The sequence below is a fragment of the Mesorhizobium koreense genome, from assembly GCF_031656215.1.
In the GTDB taxonomy this organism is placed as follows: domain Bacteria; phylum Pseudomonadota; class Alphaproteobacteria; order Rhizobiales; family Rhizobiaceae; genus Mesorhizobium_L; species Mesorhizobium_L koreense.
Window position 1 is genome coordinate 586,601 of record NZ_CP134228.1, and the last position, 25,921, is coordinate 612,521.

General features: G+C 63.6%; 21 protein-coding genes and 1 riboswitch. Of the genes, 11 read left to right on the forward strand and 10 right to left on the reverse strand.

Going from position 1 to position 25,921, the window contains the following annotated elements:
• The first annotated feature begins 10 nt into the window (after nt 1-10).
• Together RBH77_RS02735 and RBH77_RS02740 are read left to right on the forward strand one after the other, a co-directional pair.
• The gene (locus tag RBH77_RS02735; RefSeq protein WP_311030623.1) at nt 11-1,429 is read left to right on the forward strand and encodes a dipeptidase; all 1,419 of its coding nucleotides are present in this window, start codon (nt 11-13) and stop codon (nt 1,427-1,429) included.
• A 31-nt stretch (nt 1,430-1,460) separates the two neighbouring features.
• Nucleotides 1,461-2,078, forward strand: a complete 618-nt coding sequence (locus RBH77_RS02740; RefSeq protein ID WP_311030624.1) for a ribonuclease D — start codon at nt 1,461-1,463, stop codon at nt 2,076-2,078.
• Between the two features lie 232 nt (nt 2,079-2,310).
• On the opposite strand, the gene RBH77_RS02745 is transcribed toward RBH77_RS02740, so the two are convergent.
• The 8 genes from RBH77_RS02745 to RBH77_RS02780 form a co-directional block, all read right to left on the reverse strand.
• Complete coding sequence (locus tag RBH77_RS02745; protein WP_311030625.1) at nt 2,311-3,018, reverse strand: ABC transporter ATP-binding protein; 708 nt, start codon at nt 3,016-3,018, stop codon at nt 2,311-2,313.
• On the reverse strand, nt 3,011-3,748 hold the full coding sequence (locus RBH77_RS02750) for an ABC transporter ATP-binding protein (RefSeq protein ID WP_311032405.1): 738 nt from the start codon (nt 3,746-3,748) through the stop codon (nt 3,011-3,013). The genes RBH77_RS02745 and RBH77_RS02750 overlap by 8 nt, the downstream gene beginning before the upstream one ends.
• Complete coding sequence (locus RBH77_RS02755) at nt 3,745-4,695, reverse strand: branched-chain amino acid ABC transporter permease (protein WP_442920464.1); 951 nt, start codon at nt 4,693-4,695, stop codon at nt 3,745-3,747. The genes RBH77_RS02750 and RBH77_RS02755 overlap by 4 nt, the downstream gene beginning before the upstream one ends.
• 11 nt (nt 4,696-4,706) lie before the next feature.
• Nucleotides 4,707-5,588: a branched-chain amino acid ABC transporter permease gene (locus tag RBH77_RS02760; protein ID WP_311030627.1), complete on the reverse strand. Its 882-nt coding sequence runs from the start codon at nt 5,586-5,588 to the stop codon at nt 4,707-4,709.
• 257 nt (nt 5,589-5,845) lie between these two features.
• Nucleotides 5,846-7,162 carry an ABC transporter substrate-binding protein gene (locus RBH77_RS02765; protein ID WP_311030628.1) on the reverse strand — a complete coding sequence of 439 codons (1,317 nt, stop codon included), beginning with the start codon at nt 7,160-7,162 and terminating at the stop codon, nt 5,846-5,848.
• 157 nt (nt 7,163-7,319) lie between these two features.
• Nucleotides 7,320-8,765, reverse strand: a complete 1,446-nt coding sequence (locus tag RBH77_RS02770) for a hypothetical protein (RefSeq protein WP_311030629.1) — start codon at nt 8,763-8,765, stop codon at nt 7,320-7,322.
• Nucleotides 8,766-8,911: 146 nt separating this feature from the next.
• Nucleotides 8,912-10,942 (reverse strand): autotransporter outer membrane beta-barrel domain-containing protein, encoded by a 2,031-nt coding sequence (locus tag RBH77_RS02775; protein ID WP_311030630.1) that lies wholly within the window; start codon nt 10,940-10,942, stop codon nt 8,912-8,914.
• Complete coding sequence (locus tag RBH77_RS02780; RefSeq protein WP_311030631.1) at nt 10,939-14,295, reverse strand: beta strand repeat-containing protein; 3,357 nt, start codon at nt 14,293-14,295, stop codon at nt 10,939-10,941. The genes RBH77_RS02775 and RBH77_RS02780 overlap by 4 nt, the downstream gene beginning before the upstream one ends.
• Before the next feature lie 348 nt (nt 14,296-14,643).
• Here RBH77_RS02780 and RBH77_RS02785 point away from each other — a divergent pair, with 348 nt between their 5' ends.
• The 9 genes from RBH77_RS02785 (at nt 14,644) to RBH77_RS02825 (ending at nt 24,539) form a co-directional block, all read left to right on the forward strand.
• Nucleotides 14,644-16,092 (forward strand): sensor histidine kinase, encoded by a 1,449-nt coding sequence (locus tag RBH77_RS02785; protein ID WP_311030632.1) that lies wholly within the window; start codon nt 14,644-14,646, stop codon nt 16,090-16,092.
• Nucleotides 16,089-16,784 (forward strand): response regulator transcription factor, encoded by a 696-nt coding sequence (locus RBH77_RS02790; RefSeq protein WP_311030633.1) that lies wholly within the window; start codon nt 16,089-16,091, stop codon nt 16,782-16,784. Before RBH77_RS02785 ends, RBH77_RS02790 begins: the two co-directional genes overlap by 4 nt.
• 81 nt (nt 16,785-16,865) lie before the next feature.
• The gene (locus RBH77_RS02795) at nt 16,866-17,750 is read left to right on the forward strand and encodes a dihydrodipicolinate synthase family protein (protein WP_311030634.1); all 885 of its coding nucleotides are present in this window, start codon (nt 16,866-16,868) and stop codon (nt 17,748-17,750) included.
• Between the two features lie 27 nt (nt 17,751-17,777).
• Nucleotides 17,778-18,440, forward strand: a complete 663-nt coding sequence (locus RBH77_RS02800) for a GntR family transcriptional regulator (protein WP_311030635.1) — start codon at nt 17,778-17,780, stop codon at nt 18,438-18,440.
• A gap of 88 nt (nt 18,441-18,528) precedes the next feature.
• Nucleotides 18,529-19,863 (forward strand): ABC transporter substrate-binding protein, encoded by a 1,335-nt coding sequence (locus RBH77_RS02805; RefSeq protein ID WP_311030636.1) that lies wholly within the window; start codon nt 18,529-18,531, stop codon nt 19,861-19,863.
• Nucleotides 19,863-20,789: a carbohydrate ABC transporter permease gene (locus RBH77_RS02810; RefSeq protein ID WP_311030637.1), complete on the forward strand. Its 927-nt coding sequence runs from the start codon at nt 19,863-19,865 to the stop codon at nt 20,787-20,789. The genes RBH77_RS02805 and RBH77_RS02810 overlap by 1 nt, the downstream gene beginning before the upstream one ends.
• Nucleotides 20,786-21,607, forward strand: coding sequence for a carbohydrate ABC transporter permease (locus tag RBH77_RS02815; protein ID WP_311030638.1), 822 nt, complete (start codon nt 20,786-20,788; stop codon nt 21,605-21,607). The genes RBH77_RS02810 and RBH77_RS02815 overlap by 4 nt, the downstream gene beginning before the upstream one ends.
• A gap of 103 nt (nt 21,608-21,710) precedes the next feature.
• Nucleotides 21,711-21,920: riboswitch (cobalamin riboswitch) on the forward strand.
• Between the two features lie 95 nt (nt 21,921-22,015).
• Nucleotides 22,016-24,391: a 5-methyltetrahydropteroyltriglutamate--homocysteine S-methyltransferase gene (gene metE, locus RBH77_RS02820; protein WP_311030639.1), complete on the forward strand. Its 2,376-nt coding sequence runs from the start codon at nt 22,016-22,018 to the stop codon at nt 24,389-24,391.
• A complete protein-coding gene (locus RBH77_RS02825; RefSeq protein WP_311030640.1) occupies nt 24,384-24,539 on the forward strand; it encodes a hypothetical protein in 156 nt (51 codons plus the stop codon). The genes metE and RBH77_RS02825 overlap by 8 nt, the downstream gene beginning before the upstream one ends.
• Nucleotides 24,540-24,545: 6 nt before the next feature.
• Here the strand turns inward: RBH77_RS02825 and RBH77_RS02830 are convergent, their stop codons facing one another.
• Together RBH77_RS02830 and RBH77_RS02835 are read right to left on the reverse strand one after the other, a co-directional pair.
• Nucleotides 24,546-24,818, reverse strand: a complete 273-nt coding sequence (locus RBH77_RS02830) for a hypothetical protein (protein ID WP_311030641.1) — start codon at nt 24,816-24,818, stop codon at nt 24,546-24,548.
• A complete protein-coding gene (locus RBH77_RS02835; protein WP_371832863.1) occupies nt 24,815-25,918 on the reverse strand; it encodes an FAD-binding oxidoreductase in 1,104 nt (367 codons plus the stop codon). The genes RBH77_RS02830 and RBH77_RS02835 overlap by 4 nt, the downstream gene beginning before the upstream one ends.
• Nucleotides 25,919-25,921: the final 3 nt, after the last annotated feature.

Sequence of the window (25,921 nt, forward strand, 5' to 3'; positions counted from 1 at the left end):
AAGGGTAGCCATGTCCGCCAGCACCGATCGCGTTCTCTCCACGCTCGACAAGAATCTCGACGCCAGCCTGAAACGGCTGTTCGAACTCGTCTCCATCCCGTCGATCTCGACCGACCCGGCCTTCGCCAAGGATTGCCGCAAGGCGGCCGAGTGGCTGGTGAAGGATCTCGAAACGATCGGCTTCACGGCGAGCGTGCGCGACACCAAGGGGCACCCGATGGTGGTGGCGCACCATCCCGGCCCGGACGGCAATGCCCCGCACGCGCTCTTCTACGGCCATTACGACGTGCAGCCGGTCGATCCGCTCGATCTATGGGAAAACGATCCCTTCCAGCCCGCCGTGCGCGATGCCGGCGGCGGCCGCAAGATCATCACCGGCCGCGGCTCGGCTGACGACAAGGGACAGTTGATGACCTTCGTCGAGGCCTGCCGCGCCTACAAGCAGGTGAACGGCAGCCTGCCCTGCGAGATCACCATCCTGTTCGAGGGCGAGGAGGAATCGGGTTCGCCTTCGCTCAAACCGTTCCTCGAGGCCAACGCCGAGGAACTGAAGGCGGATTTCGCGTTGGTCTGCGACACCGGCATGTGGGACGCCGAGACGCCGGCGATCTCGACCGGCCTGCGCGGGCTGGTCGGCGAGGAGATCACCGTCAAGGCCGCCGACCGCGACCTGCATTCCGGGCTTTACGGCGGCGCGGCCGCCAATCCGATCCATATCCTGACCAGGGTGCTCGCCGACATGCACGACGCAGACGGCCGGGTGACTATTCCCGGCTTCTACGATGGTGTGGACGAGACGCCGCCGGACATCCTCAAGATGTGGGAAGGGCTTTCCGGCCGGCCGGAAAGTTTCCTTGCCGATATCGGGCTCTCGATCCCGTCGGGCGAGAAGGGCCGCTCGGTGTTGGAACTCACCTGGGCGCGGCCGACAGCCGAGATCAACGGCATCAATGGCGGCTATACGGGCAAGGGTTTCAAGACGGTGATCCCGGCGGAGGCCTCGGCAAAAGTCTCCTTTCGCCTCGTCCATCGGCAGGATCCGAAGAAGATCCGCGAGGCCTTCCGCGCCTTCGTCAGGGAACGCATCCCCGCCGACTGCTCGGTCTCCTTCCAGGAGCACGGCTCCTCGCCGGCGATCCAGCTTTCCTACGATTCGCCCGTCCTGAAGACGGCGAAGGCCGCGCTCGACGCGGAATGGCCGAACAAGGCGGTGATGATCGCCATGGGCGGCTCGATCCCGATCGTCGGCGATTTCCAGAGCTTCCTCGGCATGGAATCGCTCCTCGTCGGCTTCGGCTTGCCGGACGACCGGGTGCATTCGCCGAACGAGAAATACGAGCTTTCCTCCTTCCACAAGGGCCAGCGCTCCTGGGCGCGCATCCTCGCCGCCCTCGCCGAAGCGCGCGCCGCTGGCAGGCTGCCGGGCTGAGCCTTCCGACCTTTTCAAGACTGGAGTTTCGATGACGATCCGCTTCCACAAGAACGACCTGCCGGACCTTTCGAACTACGCTGTCGAGGCGGTGGCGATCGACACCGAGACGCTCGGCCTGAACCCGCATCGCGACCGGCTCTGCGTGGTGCAGATATCGCCGGGCGACGGGTCGGCCGACGTGATCCAAATTGCGCAGGGCCAGAGGAAGGCGCCGAACCTCGCCAGCCTCCTGCGCAACCGCCGGATCACGAAACTCTTCCATTACGGCCGCTTCGATATCGCCGTTCTCTACCATGCCTTCGGCGTCATGGCCGAGCCGGTCTTCTGCACCAAGATCGCCTCGCGCCTGACGCGCACCTACACCGACCGGCACGGGTTGAAGGACCTTTGCTCGGAACTGATCGGCGTCAGCCTGTCGAAGGTGCAGCAATCCTCCGACTGGGCGGCGGAGACGCTGTCGCCCGAGCAACTGGAATATGCGGCCTCCGACGTGCTCTACCTGCACCAGCTACGCGACAAGCTCGCCCAGCGCCTCGCCCGCGAAAACCGCGTCAAGGAAGCGGAAGCCTGTTTCCGCTTCCTGCCGACGCGGGCGAAGCTCGATCTCATGGGCTGGGCGGAGGCGGATATCTTCGCGCATTCGTAAGAGCGGTCTTTGAGGCTGGGGCGATTGCATATCGCATAAGGAAGCTGCGCGGCCGCGCACCCTCACCCCTGTCCCTTCCCCGCAAGGGGGTGGGAGACGCTGGCATCGCTTCTCGAGATAGAGACGGTGAAGTTTGCGCTCCACGCACTGGAACAAAGTTCCCCTCCCCCTTATGGGGAGGGGCTAGGGGTGGGGGTAAGGGCCGTCCCGGGTTGCCGAGCGGACGCTCGTTTCACCCGACCCCGACATAGTGGCGCACCATGGCCGGGTCTTCGCGCAGTTCGGCGACACCGACCGTCTTCACGCTGCGGCCGTTTTCGATGAAGGCAACGCGGTCGGCGACCGGCAGGACGGCGTCGACGCGCTGCTCGACCAGGAGCGTGGAAACGCCGCGCTCCCTCAGGGCCGCCACCGTCTCGCGGATCCTGGCGATCGCGGAGGGCATCAGACCCTCGGTCGGCTCGTCGAGCAGCAGCACCTTTGGCTCGATCGCCAGCGCGCGGGCCATGGCCAGCATCTGCTGCTCGCCGCCGGAGAGCGTGCCGGAACGCTGGTTGAGCCGCTCGCGCAAAACAGGGAAGAGATCGAGTACGGCGTCGCGGGTTTCCCTGCCCTTGCCTCGCGTCATCAAGCCGATCTCGATGTTTTCCGCCACCGAAAGCTCGGCGAAGAGCCGGCGTCCCTGCGGCACGTAGGCGACGCCGTGACGGGGCACCTCATGCGCCAGCAGCTTCGTCAGTTCCGTGCCTTCGAGTGTGACGGAGCCGGACGTCGCGCGCACCAGACCCATGATGGTCTTCAGGAGCGTCGTCTTGCCAGCGCCGTTGCGGCCGAGCAGGCAGAGCACCTCGCTTTCCCCGAATTCGAGCGAGATGTCGCGCAGCACCTCGACGCCACCATATGAGGCGTGCAGCTTTTCGATCTTCAGCAGCTCAGGCATCGGCCGCCACTCCGAGATAGGCGTCCTGCACGGCGCGATTGTCGCGTATCTCGACCGGCGTGCCTTCGGCGAGGATGCGGCCGCGGTCGAAAACCGTGATCCGATGCGCAAGCTCCATGACGAGCGGCATGTTGTGTTCGATCAGGAGTACGGTGGCGTCCTCGGCGATCCGGCGCACCAGCGTGACGAAGCCTTCGATCTCGCCGTCGGAGAGGCCCTGGGTCGGCTCGTCGAGGATGAGGAGGCGCGGCTTCAGCGCCAGCCCCATCGCGACTTCGAGCAGACGCTGATGGCCGTAGGCGAGGTTGCCGGCGGTTTCGTGCGCGCGGCCGGCGAGGCCGGTGCGCTCCAGCGCCTCCATGACGCCGCGCCGCAATGCGGCCATGCCGAGCCCGCCCCCGCTCAAGAGCGCCCGCTGGACCGAGAGCGCGACATTGTCGAAGACTGTCAGCTTTCCGAAGATAGAGGTGATCTGGAACGTATAAGCGATGCCCTTGCGGACGCGCCTGTGCGCCGGCAGCGCGGTGATATCCTCGCCGTCGAAGATGACGCTTCCCGCGCCCGGCGCAAAGCGGCCGCAGACGAGGCTGACGAAAGTGGTCTTACCGGCGCCGTTCGGGCCGATGATGGCGCGGATCTCGCCTGGCTGGAGCGTGAAGTCCACATGGTCCACCGCCTTCAGGCCGCCGAAGGAGCGGCTGAGGCCGCGCGTCTCGAGAAGCGGCATCACGGCAGCCATGGCAGCCATCTTTCCCGCACCGTTCCGAGTATGCCCTTCGGGAAATAGAGGACGAGCAGGATCAGCGCGACGCCGACGAAGAGCAGGTAGGCGGTGGTGTAGTTCGAGGTGATGTCGACGACGTAGTACATGAAGAGCGTGCCGATCAGCGGCCCGAGCACCGTCGCCGCGCCGCCGAGCAGTACCCATAACAATGGCAGGATCGAATACTGGATGGTGGCGAAAGTGGCGCCGACATAGCCGAAGAGAATGGCATAGGTCGCGCCGGCAGCGGCGCAGAGCACGCCGGAGAGCACCACCGCCGCGAGCTTTGCTGCGAAGACGTCGTAGCCGAGCATGCGGACACGGTCCTCGTTCTCGCGGATGGCGACGAGCACGCGGCCGCGCGGCGAGCGCACGATCATGTGCGTCACCGCAAGCGCGACCGCGAAGAGAATGAGCGCCGCGAAATAGCGAATCGTCGGGTCGGTCAGGTCGAGCGTCCCGAGCTGGCGCGCGGCGGGGCGAAGCGAAAAGCCCTGGTCGCCCCCGGTATATTCGTTGAAATAGAGGATCACCAGATAAAGCACCTGCGCGAACATGAGCGTGACGATCATGAAGGCGACGCCGGTGGTGCGAAGCGCCAGAAGGCCGATGACGAGCGCCAGAACCGCGCCGCAGACGAGGCCCGCCGCTAGCGCCGCGGCGGCGTTCCAGCCGAGCATCGACATGGTCATTCCGGCTCCGTAAAGACCCGCGCAGAAGAACATGGCGTGGCCGAGGCTGAGGAGGCCAGTATAGCCGAAGGCGAGATTGTAGCCCATGGCGAAGACGGCCAGCACCAGGACGCGCGAGAAGACGGCGCGGTGATAGTCCGGCAGGATATATTGCAGCGCCACAAGCACGAGGACAATGACGACATGAAGCAGGATGGCCGCCATCGGCCTATCATTGCGAATGGCCGGGAGACTCATCGCGCAGTTGTCCCGAACAGGCCCTGCGGGCGGAAGACCAGCACCAGCGCGACGAAGAGGGTCGCCAGCATCTTGGCGAGCGTCGGCGAGAAGAAGACCGCGACGATACCTTCGGTCAGGCCGATCAGCACGGCCGCCACGACCGTGCCGCGGAGCGAGCCGAGCCCGCCGATGATGACGACGATGAAGGACAAGAGCAGCGGATCGGTGCCCATCAGGTAATCCGCCTGCTGGATGGGCACGATCAGCACGGCGGCGATGGCCGCGAGCATGGCGCCGAGCGCGAAGACGCCGGCATAGACCCTGTCCACTGGAATGCCGAAGGCCTGTGCCGTCTCGCGGTCATATTGCGTGGCGCGCATGACCAGCCCGATCTTGGTGCGGGTCAGGACGAACCATGTGGCCAGCATGACGAGGATCGAGGCGGCGACGATGGCAAGCTTGTAGGCGGAATAGCCGAACCAGGGCAGCGTGATGCGGAAATCGAAAGGGGCGGGAACGGCGCGCGCCTCCGGCCCGTAGAACATCAGCGCAAGCTGTTCGAAGATGTAGAGCATGCCGATGGTGGCGACGATGGTCGCTTCCGGGTCGTAGTTCAGCCGGCGCAATACCAGCCGCTCGGCAACGAGCGCGATCGCACCCACCACGAGCGGTGCCAGCACCAGCGCCAGAAGGAAGCCGAGCGCCGGGTCGCCGGCGACCATGGTGGAGAACCACCAGGCGAACACGGCGCCGAGCATGAAGAACTCGCCATGGGCGACGTTGACGATGCGCATCACGCCGAAGACAAGCGACAGCCCGAGCGCCGTCAGCGCCAGCACGGCGGAACTGACGAGGCCTTCAAGAACGGCGAGCAGGAGATGGGGTCCGAAGGCCATTTAGGGGGTGCTCGCACTCTCCAGGGGAAGAACAGAGCAATTGGATATGGCCGGGTAACCCCCACTCCGTCCCGCTTCGCGGGCCACCTCTCCCCCACATTCGTGGGGTAGAGGAAGGGAGCCATGCCTTGCGGCCGGCGCTTCCTCTCCCCCGTCGATCGGGGGAGAGGTGGTCAGCGAAGCTGATCGGAGTGGGGGTCGATCTTCATGCGCAATTGCCCTGCCGCAAACGGGAGGGTAGCAGCCCTGCATCGGCCTCACAGCTTCTCGGTCGTGTAGTCGCCTTCCGGTTCGTACATACCGTCCTCGATCGAGGTGCGGTGCACGACGGTCAGCTTCTTGTCCTTGAACTGCGAGATGTTCTGGTGGCCGAAGCACTGATGGATCTTGCCGTTGAAGGTCTTGTCGCCCTGCGGATGCTCCTTGCTTTCGGCGAAGGCGGTCATCGCCTCGGTTGCCTCGATCAGCTTCTTCTTGTCGTCCGGCCCCTGGTAGCGGGAATCTTCCATCGCTTTCTTGATGACGTAGAGCGTCTCCCAGCAGCCGAACATATGGCCGGCGGTCGAGACATCCTTGGGATCGCCCTTGGCGGCGCCATTGTCGTCGATGCCGACATGGTCGCGGTAGAATTTCTGCGCCTCGCCATCGTTCGCCTGCAGATAGCGCGGCGAGCCTTCCCAGAAATGACTACCGTTCAGGAATTCGAGGCCGGGCGTCGCCATGTCGACCGCTTCCAGCGAATCGATGAAGCCGAAAAGCTGCGGTCCCTTCGAGCCGTAGAACTCGCCCATCTCCTTGACGAAGGTGAGAACGGCCGGGCCAACCATGACATGGTAGATCACGTCCGTGTCGGTCGGAATCTGCGGGAAATAGCGGGTGAAGGATTTTTCGGTCGGCGGAATGGCGATCTGCGCCACGACCTTGCCGCCAGCCTTCTCTATTGCCGGCGGCAGGTTGTCGCGGTGGTCGTAGCCGAAGGCGTAGTCGGGGAAGATCTGCGTCACCTTCTTGCCGAGGCTGCCGACGATGAAGGGCGCAACCGACATGACCTGCGACTTCACGTCGGTGATGCCGGGCTGGAAGACGTAGCGGTTCATCTTGCCCGATGCGACCTGATGGCCTTCGCTCACCACGTAATAGGGCATCTTGAGTTCGCCGGCCGTCGGCCCGTTGGCGATGACGACGTTGGAGAACAGCGTGCCGAAGACGACGTCGACCTTATGCTCGGAGGCGAATTTCTCCATCACCTCGGTGCCGCGCTTGGCGTCGGTGCCGTCATCCTCGACGATCAGCTGGATCGGCCTTCCGTTGATGCCGCCGGCGTCGTTGATCAGCTTCACGGCGGCGTTCGTCGTGCGCTCGTACCAGCGGCCATAGGCGGCGCCGATACCGGTACGATGGCATTCGAAGCCGATCTTGATCGGCGCGGAGGAGGCGGCCTGCGCGTAGCGCACGAAGCCCGGCGCGGTGCCGAGCGCGGCGGCCGCGCCCAGACCCCCGGCCAATCCTTTCAGCGCCGTGCGTCGCGTCAGCGGCTTCGTCAGAATGAGGCTGGATTTGTGCTTGTCGGTCATGCCGGTTCCCCTTTTTGTTCGATCCCGACCGCATTTTCATGCCTTCCGCCCGCTGTTCCGGACAGGTGGAAAATTGCATGTGTACAAACTAAATCATCAAACATTCCGGCTGGCAATAGAGCGCCGCGAAGCCCCATGTTTCAATCACTTGGCGCGTTCAGGCGCCGGTCGGCGATGCGAGCAGCCACAGTCCGAACACCGTATAGAAGACCATCAGGAGCGCAAGCGGGATCTGGCTCAGTACCGCTTTCCTGGCGGTGCCGTACAGGCGCCAGGCGATGACATGCGCGACGAGCACCGCCAGCACATGGCCGGCGATGATGACCGCGGCCTGCGTATTCCAGATCGCCCATGCCGAATCGTAACCGGCGGTGATGCCGGCATGGACATACATGCCGGCCGTGCCGAACAGGTCCCATCCCTTCGCCAGCGGATCGGAGACGGCGGCCAGCGCATATTGGGCGTTGACGAGAATTTCGGTGAGGTTGTGGGCGATGTGGTAGGCGAGCGAGATCGGGATGATCGACCATGCGAGCGTTCCCGCCGCGCGCCTGAACGACACGGCGCTGCCGGAAAGAAGCTGGCCGAGCCACACGGCGAGGAGAAAGGCGCCGCAAAGCGCGCCGGCCATGCCGACCAGCCCCGCCGTGTTGACACCGACGACCGCCGAGCGGCCGGGAAAGTCGAGCGGATTGATGCCGACGAGGCCGAGCCAGGCGAATGTGCGCGACAGTCCGTCGAAGGAAACCGAACTCAATGCAAGCAGGAGAAAGACGATGCCGCTCGGCGGAAGCGCCTCGGCGGAGGCCAGGCGGGCGCCGGGTAAGGCGACGTCGATCGGGCGATCGCGCGCGCCATCTTGTTTGCGGCCCGAAAGCACGGCGAGCCGCGAGATCATGAGGAAGAAGGCCGAAAGGCATTCGCCCTGCCGCATCCAGGCGGAATAGCCGAAGGCGAGCGCGGCGACGAGGTTGGCGAGATAGTAGGCGAGCAGGACGGCAGCCAACCGGTCCGGGTCCTCCGGCGCCGGGTAGACCAGTTCCAGCCAGGCGAAGGCGAGGAAAAGAACCGCCGCCGGCCAATAGGCGAGACCGCCGGGTAGCGGCCGGTCGCGGTCCTCCGCGCCGAAACGTCCGAGCGCCGCGGCGAGCAGCCGATATGGACCGTACCAAGGGTTGATCCAGAACCAGAAATCGCCGACCAGCCCCTCCACGATCGCGAGCGCGCCCCAGAGGATGGTCCAGAAGACCAGAGGCAGAGGGTTGGAGAGCGGGTCGCGGCTACCCCACCAGCCGGCGAGGAGGAGCGCCACGAAGCCGGCAAAGGAAAGCCAGGAAAGGACAAGCCGCCATTCGATGGGCACGGAAAAGAACTTGCCGCGCCATTCCGCCAACCGGGCAAGGGGGCCGGGCGGCACCGCGGCCAGAATGGCAAAGCTCAGCGCCACCGCCAGTGCCCCGCCGGCAAGGTAGTAGCCCGTCGGCAAGAGAAGAACGAAGCCGGCGTCACCGGCATGGGCGAAGGCCGGTCCAGCGGAAGCGAGCGCGAGGCCGACGCTCGAGGCAGCGACTTCGCCGAAAAGCCATATCCTGCCTTGCCGCATCAATCGCCCCAATCCGCTACACCCGCATTACGCCGGGCAAAGGCGATCGACGTCAATCTCGAGAGCCGTGAAAGTCCCGATCTGACCCCGAGGGGTCATGGCGTTTTCGGATCGTGCGGCGGCTTCCCGCCAGGGGTCATTCCGGGTCAGAATCTGACCTGGAGCCTGGCGTTGAAGCCGTTCTCGGTCGCGCCGTCGCCGAACTGGCCCTGATAGGCGATGCCGAGGGTAGCGGCTTCGGTGAGGTTCAGGTCGAGCCCGGCCTCGACGAGCGCGGCGTCCTTCGCGATCGGCACGCCGGCGATGTCGAATGGGTCGCCGCCGGCAAAGGCCTGGGTGGAGAGCGGCGTTATGTCACCGAAGGCGTGGCGCCAGCCGAGCGTCCCGCGCGCCTTCGCCTTCATGCCGCCGAGGTCGAAGGCGGAGGCGAGATGGATGCCAAGCGTGGTGAAGGTCGTTTCGGTGGTCTCGCCGCGGACATGGAGCGCTGCCGCTCCGCCCTTCTCGGTGAAGCCGTCCGTATGCAGGTTGACATAAGCGAGATTGGCAAAGGGTTCGAAGGAGGCGGCGCCTATACCGATCTTGTAGCCGGCCTCGCCGAAGGCCTGGAAGGTACCGGCGCTATAGTCCCCCGTCAGGCTGTCGCTGAAACCGGGAAAGGCGACCGAACGGCCCGTCTCGATATCGTGCCAGGTATAGGCAAGGCCGCCCGTCAGGCGCAGCGCATTCCACCTGGCGCCGGCGTAGAGGCCGAGATGGTAATTGTCGCTCGAGCCGGAGGAAGAGCGACCATCGACGTCGAAGGTGGAATGACTGTATCCAGTGAGGAAGCCGAGGCGGATATCCGAAGCGATCCCGCCATCGATGCCGGCGAGGAAGCCGCCCGTGGAAGTATCCATGGCCGCCGCATTGCCGTCACCGTCGAAGGAACCCCATGAGCCGAAGGCATGGCCCCAGGCGACCGGGCCAGGGCTATCAGGCGGGGAGAGGCGTGGGCCGCCCTCGCCATAGGCCATGACCGGCATGGGAGGCGCCGACCGGTCGCCGAAGGCGGAACGGATGCGGTCGTTCACCGCATCGCGCACGAAATGGCTGTCCTCGATCAGCGCCGACTTCGTCGAGGCATATATCTCGCCCGAGAGCGCGTCGAAGGCGGCGCGGGCACTCTCCTTGTCCGGCAGGGCTGCAACGGTGTCATAGAGGGAATTGCCGGTGCCGACGCTTTCGAGGCCGTCACCCGTCGAACACTGGTTGAAGGTCATCGCCACGTCGCAGAACGCCACTGCGTTACGCGTGGCGTCGATGTAGACATGGGTGGCATCATAGGCGAGCGCCAGATCGACGAACGGCATGTTCTGATCGAGCGTGTCGAACGCTCCTGTCACTCCGCCGTCGGCGCCGACAATGGTCCAGCGGCTGCCGGGTGTGTAGACGCCGGCGACTTTTGCCGCATAGACCGTGCCGCCATTGATCGTGGCCATGCCGCTGGCGTCGATCAAATCGCTGTCGAGCGCCGGGTTGATCTCGGCCAGATAGGTCGAGCCGGCCTCGAAGGTGATGTCGCCCTTGACGGTGAGCGTGCCGATCGAATTGCCCGGCGCGATCGTGCCGCCCGATGCGACTGTCGTCGACCCCACCGTACCGATGCCGCCCAGCGTACCACCGCTGTTGACGAAGACCTCGCCGGCAAGGCTTGCCGTCGCATGGCCGTCGTCGCCGACGACGAGCTTTCCGTCGTCGATGGTCGTCAGGCCCGTGTAGGTGTTCACTCCGTTCAGCGTCAGCGTGCCCGTACCCATCTTGACGAGCGAACCGCCAGTGCCGTCCGTTCCGTCGGCGATGGCGCCGCCGATGGTGTCGTCCTTGCCGAGCCCGCCCAGCGTCAGGGCTTTCGAGCCGAGAACGACCTCGCCGTCGCTCGACAGCGAGCCGATGCCGATGCCGCTGGAGGTCAGGTCGGAAATGTCGATCAACCCGCCGGCTTTGCCCACGACGGTGGCGTCATCCGCCGTAGTGTCACCGTGGAACCGGATCAAGCCATCGGCCATGCTGGTGAGCGTTGCGGTGCCGGCCGTGGCAATGTCGTAGAAGTCGATCGTTCCGTTATTCTTGGCCGTAATGTCGGCATTGCCTGCGGACGAGTTGGCATTGAACGAGGTTCCGCCGAAATCGTTCACGATCGTCGCGCTTCCGGCGGCGGCGGTATCGTAGAAATTGATGTAGCCTTGCGTATTAGCGATCGTTGCCGTTCCCGCCGAAGAAGCATCGTTGAAGCGTATGGTCGAGTGATCGCCCAGCGTGATGGCGAGGTCCCGGCGCTGGTGTTGTCGTTGATGAAGGCGAGCGCGGCGCTATCCTTCACGTCCACGGCGCCGGTGCTGAGCGCGCCGGTGGCGGCTGCCGTGAGTTGTCCCTGCGAGATCGTGGTGCCTCCGTCATAGCTGCTGGCGTTCGACAGCGTCAGTACACCAGCTCCAGCCTTGGTCAGGCTGCCTGCGCCGGAGATCATACCGTTCAGCGCCAGGTCGGCATCGGCCTGGAACGTGCCGCCGCCCGCGTCCAACGTGATGTTACGTGCCGTCGTCAGGTCCGCTGTGTTCCGCAGCGTACCGCCATCGAAGGTCAGGTCGCCGGACGCATCGCCAAGATTGGCGTCGGAGGAAACCGACACTGTTCCGCCGAAAAGCTGCGTGCCGCCGGTATAGGTGTTGCTCCCTTTCAGAACGAGCGTGCCGCCGCCGACTTTCTTCAGGCTGTTCCCTGTTCCGTCGGCGATGGTGGAGGCGATGGTCGTGGAGACACCATTGTCGATATTGAGCGTGCCTGTGGTTCCCGTCGCGGGTGACAACGCGAGCGTACCGCCAGTGAGCTCATAGTCATCGGTCTTGAACTGAAGCGTGTCAAAGCTTTGCGTGCCGTCGACCGTCACCGTGCCGGCGCTGCCCGCGAACACGCCGACTGTACCACCCCAGCTGCCATTGGCGCCGCCGGCGCTGTCGGTCCAGTTGTCGCCGGCCGAGTTCCAGGTGCCGTCACCGCCGTCGACCGTGCCGTTGGCGGTGGTATTCGTGCCATCCCAGAACAGCATTGTCTGCCCGGCTGCGAGCACCGACAGATTGACCTGATGGGGCGTGTCGTAGCGGATGTCGGGACTGTTGGGGAAAAGCGGCGTGAAGCCGCCGGTGCCGGTGAGCGTGCCGCTATCGAACGTGCCCGTCAGCGTGCCGTCATAATTGAACAGCCGGTAATAGCCAGCCGCCGCGACGCGCGCGTCGAGCGCGCCGCCGAGCGTCAGGTTGTTGTGGACGTTGACGAGGTCGTTGCCGACGCCGCCGACCACGCCCGGCGTGTTGAGTTCGAATATGGACGTCGAACCACTATTCAGCGCCAAATCGCCGTCGATCGTCAGCGTACCCGGCGAATTGCCTGCCGACAGCGTGCCATCAACTGTTACATTGCCTCCGATCGTGCCGCTGCCGCCCAGCGTGCCACCGGATTCGACATCGACCATCCCGCCCAGCGTCCCGTTCACCTTGAGAGTGCCGCCATGGACGATCGTGTCGCCGGAAAAACCGGAACTGTCACCGGTCAGGCTGGTAACGCCGGCATAATGAAGGACGAAGCCGTCGCCCGCATTCATACTAACAAGCGGCGTGTCGAACACATAGGCGTCGCCCGTGTGGTTGAAATTGAGGCTGGCGCTGTCGTTGTAAAAGTCCATTTCCGGGGCATGGAGCGTACCGGGCGCTACGGCGTCGGCCGGGTTTGTCGAGGCGGCGCCGATATTGAGATCGGCGGAGCCGGTGGTGTTATTTAGGCTCATCCGGATCGTGTCATGGGCATTTAGCACGCCACCGTCCGACACTGTGACCGCGCCTGTGGAGCCATCCCCGTATCCGGCTATGGTAAGAGTACCAATCTCCGCGCTCGACCCCGCGCCGTCGATCGAAAAAAGACCATTGCCCAATTGGCCCCAATTGCCTCCGCCGACGTTCAGGAAACTAAGAGAGGAAACGTGCCCGCCTTCGGTAACGGACAAAGTCCCGTCACCGCCAAACCCTACACTTAAACCAGCGAAGCCACCTGCTATGTCCAGGCGCGATTGGTCGCCTTCGACGATGACGCTGCCCTTCGATCCTGCCGAATTTCCTATAAGAAAGCTGTTGGCCGTGGATACCTTCCCACCATTGGTGATGAGGAGCGCGGCATCGTCGCCGGTGCTCTCGCCGACATAGTTCTCGCGCCCCGATACGTAATCCGGCTGGTCGAACGTGCCGCCGTCGACCGCCAGCGTACCGTCACGCACGGTGAAAATACCGATCTCATTGTCACTTGTCAGGGTCAGCGTGCCGGAGCCGCGTTTGGAAAACCGCCCGCTGCCGGAGATCGCGCCGGCATAGGTGAGCTCGCCGGTACGATCGAAGGTCAACGCGCCATTGACGACGGCGTCGCTCGCCAGGCTACCTGTGTTGCCGCCATTGCCGATCTGAAGCGTGGCGCCGGCAATGACATTGGTCGTGCCGGTGTAGGTGTTCTCGCCGGTGAATATGGTGGGTCCGAGGAGCACGTTCACGGTTCCGGCGCCGCTGATACTCGGCGTAAACACGTAGCTGGAGGCTGTGTGCTTGAAATTGATCGTCCCGTCGCCTTCGCCCAGGATGATCAAGGGCGTATCGATGGTCCCCGGCGCGGCCGCCGGATCACCGGCCGCGGCGCCGATATTGAGCGTACCGACGCTGCCGGCCTGGCCGGCAATCGTTATCTGCGTTGCGGAAACCGTGCCGCCATCCGCCGCAGTCAGCGCCGCGTCGCCGGCGGCGCCTATCGTCAGCCTGTTCGCTAGCAGCAGGGTGCTGTTGCTGCCGTCAACGGCGACACGCCCCTGGCTACCCGGCGCGCTGGCGATCTGCATTGCTGGCGCGACCACCGATCCGCCATCGGTGATCTTAAGCTCGGCTTCGCCATTGTTGCCGACAACAAACGGGCCATTCACGTTCCAAACCGAGTCCGCACCGGTCACGTTGACCGTACCGTCGCCAGATCCTCCAACGCCGATATACGATCTACCGGAAGTGACTGCGCCGCCGTCAGTGATGGTGAGGCTACCGATGCCGTCGGTGCCGACGAGGAAATCACCGGGAATGCTCCAGGCCGAGCCGGGTCCGGAAACTGTGGCGCTGCCCTGACTGCCCAAATCGTTGCCAATTCGCGCTTGCGTGCTGGATAGCGTGCCGCCATTGACGATCCTCAACTCGGCGATCCCGAATTGGGACACCAGCAACCACCCGGTGGCAGCATCGCCGCCATTGATCACAGGAGAATTGGGCGTGGCGGTATCTATATTGACGTTATCAGACGCGTCCGGCACTAAGTTTGACCAGTTGCCCGCCTCGAACCAGTCTTCTGACACAGCGCCGGTCCAGCTTGTTTGGGACCAGGCTGGACCGGCTAACACGCCTGCAAGCGCGGTGGAGCACAAAAGCGCGAGCATGCGCGCCGCCGAACGATGGTTAGCTGAAACGACCGCCATGTTTCCCCCGCACGAATATGGCCGGGACCATCACAATGGCCGGCGGCTGCTTCATACGGCGGGTGAACGTTGCACGATCACGGGGCAACGCCTCCTCATGGCGTCGGCCCGCTCAATCCTTTCAGCTTTCGCGCCGCGGCCGAAACGCTCGACCGCGGCGGAAAGGTTCGCCGCATCAAATCCCACCATAAGGTCAATGTGTCCGCGAGTTCCACCGATCAATTCCAATGAATTCTGACCAATTCTTGCAATTGCCGGTCGCGCTTGCGCGTCCGTTCAACACCTGCAAAGTTCCGGCTTCGAATCTGGACGAGGTTGCGGCAGGGGGCCCGGTGTGAAAGCGCAGGGATGCTTGATCTCAAGACGGTTCTGGTCGTCACGCTGGCGACGGCAAGCCTGCAGGCCGTCGCCTGGATATTCGTCTGGCGGGCATGGCGTCGTCTCTACGAACTGAAATTCCTGGCCGCAGGCTTCATCGCCATCGCGGCGGGTGTGTTGCTCATGCTCGTGCGCGCCGAACAGCCGCCTGCATGGGCGATCGTGCTCACCAACACAATCATCAAGCTCGGCCTCGTGCTTCTCGCCGAGGGGCTTGCCCGTTTCCTCGGGCAGCCGCGCTATAGCTGGGTCGGCGTCTCGCTACTGGCTTTCCATGTCGTGTGCTGGAGCGTAGCCGTCGCGCTCGATCCGGACAATCTGGCGATCCGCATCCACACGTCCACCCTGTTCACCGTGGCCCTGATGTCGGTGATGTGCCTTGGGCTTGTGCGCGACCGGACGCAACCGCCGTTGCTGCGCTGGATCACGATCGCTTTGCTCGTTGAGTACATGGCGGCCTCCATCGTCCAGAGCGTCATCGAATACCGCCTGCCAGCCGATTTCCAGAGCGGCCCCGTGCTGGCCGACCGCAATGCCTGGTATCTGCTGCAGGGCACGCTCTTCCTGATCGCGTTTTTCGCCTGCCTGCTCTTCATGGTCAGCTCGCGGCTGTCCGCCGACTTGCGTGAGAAAAACGCCGCCTTGTCGCGGGAGGTGCAGGAACGGCGGCGGCTGGAACGCCAATTGAATGCAAGCCTGGAGACCGAGCGCGCGCTGCGCGACGAGCAGACGGATTTCATGCGGGTCGTCAGCCACGAATTCCGCACGCCGCTCGCCGTCATCCGCAACGCCGTCGACATGATCGGCCTTGTCGGTAACAGGCCGCCTGGAGCGACGAAGGAGCGGATTGCTGGCATCGGCGAGGCGCTCGATCGCCTGTTCTCGCTGATCGACCGCTTTATGGCCAACGACCGCGACAGCGGCTTCCAGCCGGAGCCGATACGGGCCGGTTCCCTCATCGCCGACGTGCGTCTGCATTTCGGCATGACCGGACGCGGCGAGCGCCTGGTTTTCAGGGCGGATGACGACGCGGTTTCTCTCTTCGCCGATCCCGAAATGCTGGCGACCGTCCTTATCGACCTCATCGACAATGCGCTCAAATATTCACCGGAAGACCAGCCGGTCGACATCGATGCCCGGAAGGAGGGTCGATGCGTCGTCATCCGGATTCGCGATCGCGGCATCGGCATTCCGCAAGCCGAGCTTCACAAGATCGGCCGGCGCTTCTTCCGGGCCTCCAATACGGTGGCGGGGACAGGGACCGGGCTCGGCCTCTACACGTCGCGCAAGCTGCTCGCCTATCACGACGGCACATTGCAGCTACTCGCCAACGACGACCGGGGCATAACAGCCGTCGTGAGGCTGCCCCTGTCAGAAGCAGCGGCGGATCGGCTCATGCCGGAGGAACTGACGGCATGACATATATCCTGATCGTCGAGGACGAGCCGCGGCTGCGCAAGGACCTTACCGACTTCCTGGAACTGACGGGCTTCACGGCAGAAGGCGTCGGAACCGCGCGGGAACTGCGCCAGGCGCTCACGGACGGCAGCTCTCCCGCCGTCATTGTCCTCGACGTCGGACTGCCCGACGGGAACGGATTCGAACTGGCCGCAGAAATCCGCAAGTCGCATGCCTGCGGCATCGTCATGCTGACTGCGCTCGGCGGCAGCGACGATCGTATCCGTGGGTTCGAAAGCGGCGCAGACATCTATCTCGTCAAGGACAGCACGTTGCGGGAGATCGAAGCCGCGATCCGCAGCTTGTTGCGACGGACGGGCAACCTGCCCGAGGTCGCGCCCGACGTTGACGACCGGTGGGTGCTGGACGGCAAAAACTGGATGCTGATCGCGCCCAACCGTTGTTCGCTCAGGCTTACCGCGACCGAATTCGCCTTCATGAACGTTCTATGCAGCCGCTCCGGCGAGATCTGCGAGCGTGCGGAGCTGATGGGAATCGTCGCTCGCCCGAAATCCAACTTCGATAGTCGGCATCTCGACGCCGTCGTCAGCCGCCTGCGCCGCAAGCTGGAGGAACGCACCGAGCTTCCGGCGCCCATCAAAGCCGTCTACGGCGTCGGCTACACCTTCACCGCCACGGCCGTCGTGCAATGACCGCCGGCTTCCGGCGCGTTTCGAGGCCTTGACACGCACTGACATCCGTCTAACATGTTAGTTGCAACATAGTTGGGCAACATGAAATCCGATCGAATATTCGGTCTATCCGCAGCGCTGGTAACGCCCTTTGCCGCTGACGGAAGTGTCGACGCGGCGCGCCTGGTGTCGCACGCCGGAAAGGTTCTCGCGGAAGGCTGCGACAGCTTCACATTGTTCGGGACCACCGGCGAGGGGTATGGCCTCAGCATGAAGGAGCGCGAGGCAATCCTGGCGGCCGTTGCCGGAACCGATCTCGACATGGGCGACAAGATCTATGCAGGGGTCTCCGCCGTCTCCATCGACGACGCGGTGTCCCAGTCGAAGCTTGCGCTCGACGCGGACGTGCGGGGCCTGCTTTTCGCGCCACCCTTCTATCTGAAAGGCGTGGAGGACGAGGGGCTCTACGCCTGGTTCTCGCGCGCCATCGAACGTATCGGACGGATGGCGCGGGGCATCATCCTCTATCACATCCCAGGCCAGACCTCGGTTCCGATTTCCGTCGAACTGGTGTCGCGGCTGAAAAAGAGCTTCCCTGGCGTCATCATCGGCGTCAAGGATTCGTCCGGACGCTGGGAGGACGCGCAAGCCTTCCTGCGCGAGCACGGCGAATTGGCGATCCTTATCGGCGATGAACGCCTCCTGGCGCGTGCCGTCCGCGCCGGCGCACAGGGCTCCATCTGCGGGCTCGCCAACGTCGCGCCCGGCCTGCTCAGGCCCGTCATCCACGAAGGCAAGGACAGCGACAAGGTCGTCAGGCTTGTCGACATGATCTGCCGCCTGCCTGTATTGCCGACCGTGAAGGCGCTGACCGCCCATGTCCGCAAGGATGGCGGCTATGGGAGGATGCGGCCGCCCGCCACCGATCTCGATCCGGCGCTCGCGCGAAAGGCGGCGGCCGAATTCGACACGATCCTGGCAACGTGACCAACGAGAGGCGGGATGAGCAATCCAATGCAGACCCGCGCCAGTGAAGGCCAGAATCTCCGCGACCAGGCCTATCGCGGCTACACGAAGAGCCTGCTCGAACAGCAAATCAGGCCCGGCCAGTTCATCACCCAGCGCGAACTTGTGCAGATCACCGGCTTTCCGCTCGGATCAATCCGCGAACTTGTACCGAGGCTCGAAGCGGAGGGGCTGATCCGCACCGTCCCGCAGCGCGGTATGCAGGTTCCGCAGGTGGATCTGGCATTGGTGCGCAATGCCTTCCAGTTCCGCGCCTTCCTGGAGGAGCCGGCGGCGCGGCTGTTCGCCCGTGATGCCTCCGCCGACGCGATCGCCGCCTTGCGCGAAAGCCACGAGCGCATCCTCTCACGGCACGAGGCCGGCGACGACGCCAACCTGATGGAAGACGCCGAGGCGGTGGACCTCAGCCTGCACGAGGCGATCATCGACCTGCAGAAAAACGAGATCCTGAGCAACGCGTATCGGGTGAACTGGATCAAGATCAAATTGATCCGGCTGGCCGAAACACGTTTATATGTGCCCATGATCCCTGCGGTGATGGGAGAGCACCTGAGGATAATCGAAACGTTCGAACGGCGCGATGAGGATGAAGCGTCACGGGCCATTGCAAGTCATATCGAGACCGCGCGGCGCAGGGCGGTGGAATTTTAACTCCGGAGGCAGTCGGCCGCGTCGGGTGCTCGCAGCCCGGCAAGGCGAACGAAACAACGCGAGAATACGAAAACAGATGGAGGAGACGATGACCAAGAATGTGTTCAGGGCGACCAGGCGAGAATTCCTTGCCGGCGCCGCGGGCCTGGGGGCCGCTGCGATGTTCGGCGGCCGGCCTGCCTTTTCCGCCGATGTGGACTGGAAGAAGTTTTCCGGCCAGACGCTCGACGTCAACCTCGTGAAGAGCCCGCGAAGCGAGACGCTCCTCAAATACATGTCCGAATTCGAGGAAATGACGGGCATGAAGGTCAATGCCGAGGCGACGCCGGAACAGCAGCAGCGCCAGAAGACCGTGATCGAATTGAGTTCCGGCAAGCCGAGTTTCGACGTGGTGCATCTCAGCTATCACGTCCAGAAGCGGCAGTTCGAGAAGGCCGGCTGGCTGGCCGACATCGGCGGCTACCTCAAGGATCCGTCGCTTACCGACGCGGGGCTGACCGAAGCCGATTTCGCCCAGGCGGGTCTCGATTTCGCCAAGGACAGCGACGGCACGCTCCGCTCGCTGCCGTTCTCGGTCGATTACTGGATCATCTACTGGAACAAGGAACTATTCGAGGCCAAGGGCATAAATTATCCCGCGTCCTTCGACGACATGATGAAGGCGGCCGAAGCGATCACCGACAGGGACAAGAACGTCTTCGGTTTCGTGGCGCGCGGCCTGAAGAACGCCAACGTGCCTGTCTGGACATCGCTGATGCTCGGCTTCGACAAATACTCGGTCGAGAAAGGCCAATTGCAGACCGAAACGCCGGAAGCGATCGAAGCCGCGAAGATATTCCAGCGGCTGATGACGAAGTCGGCGCCTCCCGGCGTGGCCGGCTTCAACTGGGCGGAGTCGCAATCGGCCTTCCTGCAAGGCAGGATCGGCATGTGGTTCGACGGCGTCGGATTCGCACCGCCGCTGGAGGATCCCAACAAGTCGCGCGTGGTCGGAAAGGTCGGCTACGGCATCATGCCGAAAGGACCGAAGGCGCATGCTTCGGGCACATTCGGCGACGGGATCGGCGTTACCGCGGCCAGCCAGAAGAAAGAGGCGGCCTATCTGTTCTGCCAATGGGCGGTGTCGCCGATCATGGGCGCACGGCTCCTGCAGGCTGGGGCAGGCGTGCCGTTCCGCAAGTCGATCCTCAACGACCCGAAGGTCCGCGAGGGCGTCACGATGCCCAGCGACTGGGTGGACGCCGTCGTCGGCTCGGGCGAGATCAGCCGGCTGGCGCTGCCGGTCATCATTCCGGTGACCGAGTTCCGCGACGTCTTCGGCGTCGCGCTTACCAACATGATTTCGGGCAGCGATCCGGCCGATGAACTGAAGAAGGCGACCGAAGCGTTCAAGCCAGTGCTCGAAAAGAGCGAAAAGGCCTGATGGCCGATTTGGCGCAGGCATCGGGCAGCGAGGAATTGGTGGGCCGGCGTTTCAGGCTGGCCCCCAACTACTGGCCGTTCGTGCTGCCGGCGCTGATCGTGGTGCTGGCAGTCATCATCTTTCCCTGGGCATTCACGATCTGGATGAGCGCCAACGAGTGGACCCTCGGCCAGGGCCGCAGTTTCGTGGGTCTGGCGAACTACGCGCATCTCTGGAGCGATGAGCGGTTCTGGGAATCGCTCGTGCACACGCTTTACTACACGGTGATGTCGGTGGTCGCGCCGGTGGTCCTCGGCACGTTCTCGGCTCTCGTCTTCAATGCACGCTTTCCGCTGCGCGGTTTTCTGCGCAGCATTTTCGTCATGCCGATGATGGCGACTCCGGTGGCCATCTCGCTGGTATGGACCATGATGTTCCATCCGCAGCTCGGCGTGCTCAACTATCTGCTGTCGCTCGTGGGCATTCCGGCCCAGGAGTGGATCTTCAATCCGAGGACCGTCATTCCCTCCCTCGTCGCGGTGGAGACATGGCAGTGGACGCCGCTGATCATGCTGATCGTGCTCGGCGGGCTGGCTTCGGTGCCGCGGGAACCTTACGAGAGCGCCGAGATCGACGGCGCCAACGCATGGCAGCAGTTCCGTTACCTGACGCTGCCGATGATCGCGCCCTTCATCATGGTCGCGACGATCATTCGCACCATCGATGCGTTGAAGAGCTTCGACATCATCTACGCGATGACGCAAGGCGGCCCGGGCACGGCCTCGGAGACAATCAACATCTACCTCTTCAACACCGCCTTCGCCTACTACAACATCGGCTACTCGTCGGCGATGGTGATCGTCTTTTTCGTGCTTATCATCGTGCTCTCGATGGTGCTGCTCATGATCAGGTCGCGCATGCAGTGGTCGGAGGCAAAAACCAGATGACTTCGCGCCTGCTGGACCGGATAGCGCTCTTCTTCGTAGCGCTGGTGATCGTTTCACCGGTGGTGCTTTTCTTCATCTGGATGCTGTCCCTGTCGCTGAAATTCGAGATCGACAACGGCGCCTATCCGCCGATCCTCATACCGGACCGCTTTGCCTGGCAGAACTATGTCCAGGTGTTCCGCGAGAACGATTTCTTCCTGTATTTCCTGAACTCCATCCTGGTGACGGGCTCCGCGACCATCCTGGCGCTGCTCGTCGGGGTGCCGGCCGGCTACGGCATCGCGCGGCTGAAGGCAGACAAGGCGGCCATCGTCGTCATGATCGCACGCATGACGCCGGGGCTCTCCTATCTGATCCCGCTTTTCCTGCTCTTCCAGTGGATCGGGCTGGTTGGAACGATCTGGCCCCAGGTCATCATCCACCTCGTCGTCACCGTGCCGATCGTAGTGTGGGTGATGATCGGTTACTTCGAGGCGACGCCCATCGAACTGGAGGAGGCAGCCAGCATCGACGGGGCAAACTCCTGGCAGATTTTCCGGCTGGTCGCCCTGCCGATCGCCAAGCCCGGGATCGTCGTGGCGCTGATCCTGGCCGTGATCTTTTCCTGGAACAATTTCGTCTTCGGCATCGTTCTCGCCAACCATGAGACACGCACGCTGCCGGTTGCCGTCTACAACATGCTTTCCTACGAACAGGTGAGCTGGGGGCCGCTATCGGCAGCCGCGCTGGTGGTGACGGCGCCCGTACTGATCCTCACCCTTTTTGCACAGAGGCAGATCGTGGAAGGCCTTACCGCCGGAGCGGTCAAGGGCGGATGAGGACGAGATCCGGCCGGTGCCGCTTTCCTTGAAGACACCAGATAGCGAAGACGTAACGATATAAACATCTCTTTATATCCTCTTGACTCGGCCGGCGGCGCAAATATGATGGGCGTGCCAAGGTTCCTCCGGGTCAATCATCGTCCGGAGGCTAAGAGGGAAGCCGGTAACCCGCACGGAAGGCCGGCGCTGCCCCCGCAACTGTAGGCGGCGAGCCCAGCCCATTCATGTCACTGAGGCCGAACGGCTTCGGGAAGACGGGCCGAGGCGATGACCCGCGAGCCAGGAGACCTGCCGTGGCGCAAACAACGTCCACGGGCGGGGTGTCCGATGGCTGCGGTGTCTGTGGCCTCAGGGCCTGGTTCGCCGACATTCATCGCCACGCCGCCCCAGTTATCGGGGTATGGCATGTCTATCGATCTGAAAGTTCCTGTCGCAACGCTTGGCTTTCCGCGGATTGGCCGCAGGCGTGAGCTCAAATTCGCATTGGAATCCTACTGGTCCGACAAATCCTCTGCCGATGGCCTCCTCGCAATGGCGAAGAAGCTCCGTGCCGAAAACTGGATCGAGCAACGCGACCGGGGCGTGACGAAGATCCCGTCCAACGATTTCTCGCTTTACGACCACGTCCTCGACACGGCGGTCATGGTCGGCACGGTGCCGTCACGCTTCGGCTGGAAGGAAGGCCCGGTATCGCTCGACACCTACTTTGCCATGGCGCGCGGCAGTGAAGGCGAAGCCGGAGGATGCGGCCATCCTGGCCACTTACATGGCGCTACCGCGCTGGAAATGACAAAATGGTTCGACACCAATTACCACTATATGGTGCCGGAACTCTCCGACGATCAGGCGTTCGCGCTTTCTTCGACAAAGCCCGTGGACGAATTCCTCGAGGCGAAGGCGCTCGGTGTCCATACACGACCCGTCATCATCGGCCCCGTCACCTTCCTCAAACTGGCGAAATCGACGGCGGAAGGCTTCAATCCACTGGCCCTGCTGCCGAAGTTGATTCCCGTCTATGCGCAACTCCTCAGGAGGCTGGCCAGGGCCGGCGCCGATTGGGTGCAGATAGACGAGCCGGCGCTGGTGCTCGACCTGATCCCGAACGAACAGGAAGCCTTCCGATTCGCCTATGGCAGGCTGGCCAAGGCCGCACCGGAACTGAAGATCATGCTTGCCACCTATTTCGGTGCCCTTGGAGACAATCTCGATACGGCGCTTTCGCTGCCCGTGGCGGGGCTGCACGTCGATCTCGTGCGCGCGGCCGAACAGTTGGAAGCGGTCGGCCGGCTCGCACGCAAGGAGATGGTGCTGTCGCTGGGTTTGATCGACGGCCGTAATGTGTGGCGTGCGAACCTGCCAGCGATGCTTGAGAAGATTCGGCCGATTGTCGCCGGCTGGCCGCCGGAGCGCATCGAGATCGCCCCGTCCTGCTCGCTCCTGCATGTGCCAATCGACCTCGAGCTGGAGACGGCGCTGGACGCGGACGTCAAATCCTGGCTCGCTTTCGCCGTCCAGAAGGCCGACGAGCTGGTTGTCCTGTCGCGTGCACTCGCCGACGGGAAAAATGTCGTCGCGTCGCAACTGGGCGCCTCGGCCAGGGCCGCCGCCGCAAGGGCGGCATCTCTCAAGGTGCATGATCCGCTGGTCGAGGGCCGTATCGCGGCAATCACGGGGGACATGAGGCGCAGGCAAAGCGCATTCGTTGAACGTGCCGGAAAGCAGGACAAGCGACTGGGCCTTCCCCACTTCCCCACCACCACGATCGGTTCCTTTCCGCAGACACCGGGGGTTCGCAAGGCGCGTGCAGCGCATGCCAGGGGCGAACTGAGTTTCGTCGACTACGAATCCTTCCTGAAGAAAGAGACAGCCGCGGCGATCCGCTGGCAGGAGGGCCTCGGCCTGGACGTACTCGTCCATGGCGAATTCGAGCGCAACGACATGGTGCAATATTTCGGCGAGCAACTGTCCGGCTTCGCCTTCACCAGGCACGCCTGGGTGCAGAGCTACGGCTCCCGTTATGTGCGTCCGCCGATCATCTTCGGTGACGTCTCGCGCCCGAATCCCATGACGGTGCGTTGGTGGCGGCATGCCCAGTCGCTGACGGCGAAACCGGTGAAGGGAATGCTGACCGGTCCAGTGACGATCCTGAATTGGTCTTTCGTCCGTGACGACATCGCCCGTAGCGCCGTATGCGAACAGATCGCTCTGGCCATCCGCGACGAGGTTTCCGATCTTGAAAAGGCGGGTGCCCGCATCATCCAGATCGATGAGGCCGCCTTGCGTGAGGGGTTGCCCCTGCGCAAGTCCGATTGGGCATCCTATCTCGAATGGGCGGTCGGATGCTTTCGCCTGGCGTCCACAGGTGTGGACGACGCAACGCAGATCCACACCCATATGTGCTACTCCGAGTTCAACGATATTATCGATGCGATCGCGGCCATGGATGCCGACGTCATCTCCATCGAGACATCGCGGTCGCGCATGGAACTACTCGATGCGTTCCGGAACTATCGCTATCCGAACGAGATCGGCCCGGGCGTCTATGATATCCACTCGCCCCGCGTTCCGCCGGTCGAGGAAATGCTCGACCTGCTGATCCTTGCCCGCCATCGGCTTTCCGACAGACAGCTCTGGGTCAACCCTGACTGCGGGTTGAAGACGCGCAAATGGGAAGAAGTGCGCCCGGCACTTCTCAATATGGTGGAAGCAGCAAGACAATTGAGAACACAAGCCAAATCGCCGACCGATGCACAGCGGGGAGAACGGAAGATCCATGCCTGAAGCACCTCCCTTCCGGGCCGATAATGTCGGCTCGCTTCTTCGCCCGGCCGCCGTCAAGGCGGCCCGCAAGCGCTTCACCTCGACCGGGGAAGGCAATCTGATCCGCGAGGGCGACCAGAGGCGCCTGCAAGCCAGCCTCAGTACATGACGCTCCTCAGAGATTCCTCGAAGATCGTTGCCAGGCACCTTCGCCCGCGACAGCCACAAGCAGCATACGCAGGCAGTGAACGTCCGGATGGAAATTCACGCGCCGATCGATCAGTTCGATTTGCTGCCTGGCCGCAGCTTCGATGTCCACGTCAGGCGGCAATGACAGCAGCCAGTCGGCGAACACCTCCTCGGGCGGCGGCAGCGGCGATATCCGGGCCATGGTTGCCCGGTCGATCCAGTGGCCGCGCGTAACGAGTTCTTCGCGACGGCGCCTCATGCTTCGATCTCGATCGGCGTAAGAGGCCTGGAACAGCAGCAGAGAATATAGCCCTCGGCGATCTCCTCATCGAGAATGCCGCCATTGTGGCTCATCTCGACCTCGCCGGAGAGCTTCCTCGTCTTGCAGGTGCCGCACAGGCCGAACTCGCAGGCGGCGGAAATGCGCACGCCGGCGCCGCGTGCGGCCTGAAGCACGGTCTGCCCGGGAAGGCACTGCGCCTCGACGTCGGAGGCGGCGAAACGGATTGCCACTGCCTCCCGGGTCGGAGCTTCCTGCGCATCGGCCGACGGTTCGTCCGAAAACGGCGGCGATACCGCCATCGCCGCTGGCCTGCCGAAACTCTCCTCATGATAATGGGCCATATCGAAGCCCGCGGTTTCCAGCATGTCGCGCACGGAACGCATGAAGGGCTCCGGCCCGCAACAGAAGATCTCCCGGTCCGGAAAATCGGCGACCAGCAGCGGCAGCAGTCTGTCGTCGATGCGGCCGCGGTGACCGAAGGACTTTTCGTTTCCCGAACGCTCCTCGACCAGGAAGTCGAGTGACAGGCCCGGCATGCGGTTGCCGAGCAGTTCGAGTTCCCTGCGGAAGATCACATCTTGCGGCCGTCTTGTGCAATTGACGAAGGCGACGTCCGTCCACGGCGCACAGTCGGAGAACCATCGCAGCATCGACATCATCGGTGTGATGCCGGAGCCGGCCGAGAGAAAGAGATATTTCGCCGCCGGATGATCATGATGCGAGAAGTCGCCGGCCGGACCATAGGCCTTGACATGATCGCCGACCCTCAGGTTCTCGAACATCCAGCGCGTGCCGACACTGTCCGGCTGCGCCTTCACCGTCACGGCGACCGAGAAGGGTCGCGACGGAGAGGACGACAGCGTGTAGCTGCGCATCAGCGGCTCTTCTCCAAGAGGCAGTTCCAGCGTCACGAACTGGCCGGGCTTGTAGCGGAACCAGGTTTGCGCATCCGAACGGAAGGCGAAAGTCTTCACTTCCGGCGCCTCGTCGGCGATGCCGATCACCTCCAGCACCTGAAGCCGATCGTCCCACGGCGTCATCTCGTCTAGATGGCGATAAAGGGAAAGCTCTGTCATGGC